Annotated in this window: 7 protein-coding genes; 6 read left to right on the forward strand and 1 reads right to left on the reverse strand. The window is 49.4% G+C overall.

What is annotated here, in order from left to right:
• From JW883_06190 to JW883_06215, 6 genes are all read left to right on the forward strand, one after another.
• Nucleotides 1-222: hypothetical protein (locus JW883_06190; protein ID MBN1841857.1), on the forward strand; the 222-nt coding region annotated here is incomplete at its 5' end.
• Nucleotides 223-293: 71 nt separating this feature from the next.
• On the forward strand, nt 294-1,343 hold the full coding sequence (gene selD, locus JW883_06195; GenBank protein MBN1841858.1) for a selenide, water dikinase SelD: 1,050 nt from the start codon (nt 294-296) through the stop codon (nt 1,341-1,343).
• 255 nt (nt 1,344-1,598) lie between these two features.
• Nucleotides 1,599-1,835, forward strand: a complete 237-nt coding sequence (locus JW883_06200; GenBank protein MBN1841859.1) for a DUF433 domain-containing protein — start codon at nt 1,599-1,601, stop codon at nt 1,833-1,835.
• Between the two features lie 383 nt (nt 1,836-2,218).
• Complete coding sequence (locus JW883_06205) at nt 2,219-3,601, forward strand: sigma-54-dependent Fis family transcriptional regulator (protein MBN1841860.1); 1,383 nt, start codon at nt 2,219-2,221, stop codon at nt 3,599-3,601.
• A 438-nt stretch (nt 3,602-4,039) separates the two neighbouring features.
• Nucleotides 4,040-4,273, forward strand: coding sequence for a hypothetical protein (locus JW883_06210; GenBank protein ID MBN1841861.1), 234 nt, complete (start codon nt 4,040-4,042; stop codon nt 4,271-4,273).
• A gap of 72 nt (nt 4,274-4,345) precedes the next feature.
• Nucleotides 4,346-5,542, forward strand: coding sequence for a hybrid sensor histidine kinase/response regulator (locus tag JW883_06215; GenBank protein MBN1841862.1), 1,197 nt, complete (start codon nt 4,346-4,348; stop codon nt 5,540-5,542).
• Here the strand turns inward: JW883_06215 and JW883_06220 are convergent.
• Nucleotides 5,539-5,777, reverse strand: a 239-nt coding sequence (locus tag JW883_06220; GenBank protein MBN1841863.1) for a hypothetical protein, incomplete at its 5' end; no start/stop codon positions are given. The two genes, JW883_06215 and JW883_06220, sit on opposite strands and share 4 nt — an antisense overlap.

Genomic DNA, 5,777 nt, shown 5'->3' on the forward strand with positions numbered 1-5,777 from the left:
CCGCCCTGGCGCGACATGGGAATAATAACCGGCGCTATTTCAGCCGTCGTCCGCCTCAGGCGGACTATGGCGAAGTCGGCATATGAAGCCGGCCCGCCCTGGCGCGACAGAAGCTGGATCATGCCACAGAGAGAAAAACCCGGTCTGGGCCAGGGAAGCAATCTCTTGAACAGCAGTGAGATTGCTTCGTCCTCCCGCCTTTGGCGTGACTCCTTGCAATGACATCATCTGGCGGTATCAAACGCGCTACGGAGTTATTGAAAACTTACCCTCACCAGTGCTAAAATATGTTCATGCTAATAGATGACATAAATCTAACCGAAAAAGTCAGGGCATCAGGCTGAGCTGCCAAACTGAGTCCAGGGGACCTGGAAGAGGTGATGAGGGATCTGCCGGTGATCAGCCATCCCAATCTCCTGGTGGGGATGGAGACATCTGACGACGCAGGCGTCTATAAACTCACTCCCGATACGGCTTTGGTACAAACCCTCGATTTTTTCACACCCATTGTGGATGACCCCTATCAGTTTGGCCGCATTGCCGCAGCCAATGCCTTAAGCGATGTCTATGCCATGGGCGGCAGACCGCTAACGGCTATGAACATCGTCTGTTTTCCGATCACAGACATGCCCAAGGAGATCCTCAAAGATATTCTGCGAGGGGGCCTGGAAAAGATCTACGAGGCAAATGCTGTCCTGGTTGGGGGACACAGTGTGGATGATCAGGAGCTTAAGTACGGCCTCTCTGTAACAGGTGTGGTACATCCCAAAAAAATCCTGACCAACAAGGGCGTCGAGGTTGGAGATAAACTCATACTGACGAAACCCGTGGGGACAGGGATCATTGCCACAGCTGTTAAAGGAAAACTGGCCAGCCGGGATGCCATAGACACCTTGATCGACGTCACCTCAACCCTCAACGACAAGCCCTCACAAATCATGCTAAAATACAATGTGCATGCCTGCACGGATGTTACCGGCTTTGGCCTGGGTGGGCACGTGCTGGAGATGGCAAGAGGGAGTCACGTGGAGATCGCTATCTACGCGGAGAAGATTCCGATTATTCCAGAAGCTAAAGAATACGCCTTGATGGGGCTGATACCGGCCGGAAGTTACGCCACAAAACACTTCTGTGAAAGCATGGTGGAGGCTGAGACCGGAGTGGAAACCGTTCTCATGGACCTCATCTTTGACCCCCAGACATCAGGGGGCCTCGTTATTGCCATCTCCCCAGACCAGGCAGACGCCTTCCTCCACGAGCTGCAAAATGCAGGCGTTCAATCCGCAACGATTATCGGCGAGGCGATTGCCCCTCATTCAGAAGGAAAATTACAGATTATTTAAGTGGAATCCCATTACGCCCGTCAGTCGGCCTGACTCCCCCGTGCACACTGTTTCTATTCTCACAGCGCCTTCCAGTGCAAGGTCCTTTGACCATAATTGGTCAAGATGCGCTCAGGACTGCATGCTCACGCGCAAACATTGACAATATGCCTTGTACCCTCAACTGAAAGAGGATATCCTGGCCGCCCTCGCCTATGGTGCGGAAATGGCACGCAAGCGATATGTTATGCGGCATAAGCTTCTATGGGCGCAGAAATGCAAAAGCAATTAATTGTATCAGACCCAAGGGTAATGATGGGCAAACCTACCGTCGTTGGGACACCAATCACCGTTGATCTTATCTTGAAAAAACTAGCCGCTGGTGAAACCATTGAGCAGATTCTTGATGCCCATCCTCGCTTGACCCGCGAGGCGATTCAGGCAGCGCTCGCATTCGCCACTTATGCTTTGCGAGCCGATGTGGTTTATCCAATTGCTGAGACAGTTGCATGAATTTTGTAGCAGATGAGAGCCTGGACCGTCAAATCGTTGAGTGTCTTCGGCAGGATGGTCACATTGTGCGGTATATAGTGAACCGTCAACAATGTGACACATCGCTCGCATTTCCATACTCGTGTATTGGGAAGAGGAAGGTCTACTTGTCTGAAATTATAGCTGATCAACTTGTCCCGTTATTTCGGCACGATTCCTGCTGAAGTCGGAAGACAGTGTGTTGTTACCGTATTTCAATCAGCATGTCCTCTTGGAATTGGGAACTTGTTTATTCGCCGAAGCCACGAAAAGGAAGTGAGCGCCATGGGTATTAAAGTTTTCGTCATGAAGCCTTTTGTGACGAGTGACCTGGCAGAAACTATGCGGGAGGCCTTGGGAAGGAAGTGAAAGTCCAAGCCCCAACATACAAAATCAAGGTGCTTTTTGTTGATGATGAAGAAGGCTACCGGAAGAGCTTCAATCGAGCTGTGAGGAAAGACAAAACACTCCTGGTCGAAACGGCTGCCGATGGAAAGGAAGCCTTGGACAAGCTCAGGACTTTCCGGGCAGATGTAGTAATGACGGATGTTTTCATGCCCAACATGGATGGCCTAACGCTTCTGAAAGAGATCAAAGCGCAATATCCAGAAATTTTTGTCCTTGTCATTACCGGTCAAGGGACCATTGAAAACGCGGTCACAGCCATGAAATTGGGCGCCTACGACTACCTCCTTAAGCCTTTTGATGTTGAGATGGCAAGCATTGTTCTCAAAAAGATCGCAAACCACAGAAACCTTTTATTGGAAAGCAGTGCTCATGAGCACGAGCAAGGAGGAGCATTTCGATTTGAGAACATTATTGGGCAAGACCAGAAGATGTTCAGAATCTACGAGATGATTACCCAGGTAGCAAGAACGAACGCTTCAGTTCTCATAGCTGGAGAAAGTGGGACAGGCAAGGAACTCATTGCTGAAGCGATCCACTCCAAGAGTCCTAGACGGAACAAGCCCTTTGTCCAAGTAAACTGCGGCGCGCTGACTGAGACCCTTATCAACAGCGAATTGTTCGGCTATGAGAAGGGCGCGTTCACTGGAGCGACGAGTCAAAAGAGAGGGCACTTTGAGGCGGCCGATGGAGGAACAATCTTATTGGATGAAATCGGGGATCTCCCCATACAAACTCAGGTTGCTCTGCTGCGCGTCCTCGAATTGGGAAGCTTTCAACGGGTGGGAGGCACCCAAACTCTGAAGGTGGACACAAGGTTGATCTGTGCGACAAATCAAGATCTCTCCCAGAGAGTCGATGAAAAGCGTTTCCGACAAGACCTCTTTTACCGCATCAACGTGGTTTCCATACATGTCCCCCCCCTGAGAGAAAGAAGGTCTGACATACCGCTGCTGGCCAAGTACTTTTTGGGAAGATACAGAAAGGAGACACAACGGGAAATAACGTCCATTTCCAACAGCGCTATGAAGAGGTTGACAGAATGCAATTGGCCTGGAAATGCAAGAGAATTGGCGAACATTATTCAACGGGCAGCCGTTTTTTGCAAAGGCAAAGAAATCAGGCCAGAAGACCTCCCGGAAGGTATTAGATCGAATCGGCCGTCAGGTGGGATCGCCTTGCAACTTCCCTCCAGGTCCCTGCACCTTGCGGAATCTACTTTGATTAAAAGGACTTTAGATGAAACCAACTGGAATTTCAAGCAAACAGCAAAGGCCCTGGAGATTGCTCGCGGCACCCTCTACAGCAAGATGAGGAAATACCAAATAGAAAGACCCTGCTGATTGCGAATTCTTCCTCAGTGTTCGATTGTGAACACAGTCATACCACAGAATGCCCCTCCCTTCCCTGCGTCTTGGGGCATGGAGTGTACAGACAACAAATAGCATCTCGTGTGCCGAGTGTCCATTCTTGAACACAGAGCCCACCAAATCCTCTTTCGTCCAAAGCTTTGATTCCAAGAGCATTCGTTAGCTTTCGGAAAAATCCGCTTGCCGAAACTGTGCCCAATTTTGAACACTTTTTCCTGGCTTCGCATTCCAGAATAAGTGACTCCGTTTCGATGCTGTTGTAAAACTGCTTGATATCATGGAACGTTTTGGCATCAGTCTCTTCTTGGCACATCTGTTGCGCAAGAAGCATCGGCAGCGAGGGCAATAAGACGGGTAGGCACACATTGTGCGTTGTGAAGCATCAACCCACAGACGAATGAGGAGGTCACGATGAGACTCATTGAACAACCAAAACCTTTGTCAAAGGATCTTACACTGACATGTTTTTCCTGCAGGACGGCGCCAGCAAGCCATGCATGTCGTTTTGAGTGGGACGGAACGATGGTCCAGGCTTGCCTATGTCCCAACTGCATGACGTTTGACACCACACTGCTGGTTGAGAACGTGCTGGGATACCGCAAAGAAGAGCGCCAAGAATTTGGACATCTAGCTTTGGCAGCTTGATTTACGCGGGTCTCGAATGCGTCAACAAGTCATGGATTCTCTCTGGAAGAACAGGGAGACGCATGGAGCTGAATGCCAATGACAGACCGTGTTCTTATAGTAGATGACGACAAGAATAACCTAAAGGCCGTAAAGCGCATTCTGAGGGCGAGTGATTGGAAGGTCGAATTTGCCCATGACGGTGAGGAGACCCTAAGAATCGTTTCCACCTTCAAACCAGACGTCATCGTACTGGACGTAATCATGCCTGGGATGAATGGATACGAAGTCTGTCGACAGTTGAAATCAGATGACACAACCTCCAATGTCATGATCTTGCTTCTGTCGGGAAAAGGCAGCCTTGAAGATAGACTCAAAGGATACGAGGTTCAAGCCGATGACTACCTAACCAAGCCTTTTGACAACGAAGAACTGCTCGCCAAGGTCCGCATTCTCCTACGCCTCAAGCGCGCCCAGGACGACCTAAGAAGGTTCAATCAGGATCTTGAAAAACTCGTTGACGTGAAGACCAGAGAGCTTGTGAAGAAGGAACGACAGGCAATTATCGGTCAAATGGTTCAGGGTATAGTGCACAATCTCCGAGGGCCTACTCTGGTCGTTCAGGCAAGGGCTGAACTGGCGTCCATGGCTACCAAAAAGTTATGCGATGTTCTGCATAAGGATATCGACAATGCACGAAAGATGGCACGAAGCACCCTCCATCATCTGGAAGGCCTGACGCAGGCGGTCCGCAAAGCTGAAGAACTGATCAGCAGCCTGCTCTCTAAAGGTGCGCAAGAGGCTCAGGAGAAGAAACAATGGCTTGACCTTAATGACATAATAGCTCAGGAGATCAAATTCTTAGATGCCGATATGGACTTGAAACATGGGATCAAAAAGAATTTGGATTTTGATTCGTCTCTTCCCGACATTTTCGGCACCTATTGCGACTTTTCGCAAATCATCTACAATCTGACGAAAAACGCATCAGATGCCATGAGAAATTCACCAACAAAAGAATTGACCATCTCTACCGAACACGATGAACAGAGCATTTACATAAGGTGTCAAGATACTGGCCCAGGAATTTCTCCTGACCACATGGAGCGGGTCTTTGAGCCTTTTTTCACCACTAAGCCTCAAGAAGGCTCGGATAATGGAGACAGGTCAACTGGCACGGGCTTGGGTCTGCACACCTGTGCTCAACTGATGAAATCATACGGCGGAGATATTTCAGTAGAGAGCAAGCCGGGCAGTGGAACAACCTTTACCCTATGGATTCCTCGTTAGCCCGGATTATGTGCGAATCTGATTTGCACCATGGGATCCGTCGCGATGCTTTCGCGAGCACAGGTTTCTGCTACCAAGACAACTATTGGCATGATTTTTGACGGTAAAAACAGGCCGTGTAGCGTTGTCGTGTTAAAATTATCATCCGGTTGGTAGAAGGCAAAACAGAAAGGAACTTTGTCATGGCCAGAAGTCCAGGCTACGAAGAACTGGGACAAAGGATCAAGATAAGGCA

It is taken from the genome of Deltaproteobacteria bacterium (assembly GCA_016930875.1).
Lineage (GTDB): Bacteria > Desulfobacterota > Desulfobacteria > Desulfobacterales.